The 229-nt window shown below is 60.3% G+C and carries 1 protein-coding gene; it reads right to left on the minus strand.

Annotated features, from left to right (window positions below):
- Positions 1-203, minus strand: a 203-nt coding sequence (locus tag AC0IW7_RS25135) for an invasin domain 3-containing protein (RefSeq protein ID WP_471821580.1), incomplete at its 3' end; no start/stop codon positions are given.
- Between the last annotated feature and the right edge of the window lie 26 nt (positions 204-229).

Consider the following 229-nt stretch of genomic DNA (forward strand, 5'->3'; position numbering starts at 1 on the left):
CCAGCGTTGGTGCCCCAGGTAACGCTCACTCCGGCACCTACGGCATTTCCGTTGGCATCATTGACAGCTGCGCTGATAGTCGACGTGCTCGTGCCATCGGCGACAATCGCAATAGGCGAAGCAGTGACTGTCATGGGTCCGGGAGCGCCAGCGGTGACATCAATGGCGGCAGTGTTAGTCGCAGAACCGGTGGTGGCGGTCACTGTAGCTTTGCCGGAAGTGAGAGAGC

The organism is Pseudomonas sp. AC229, from assembly GCF_979254655.1.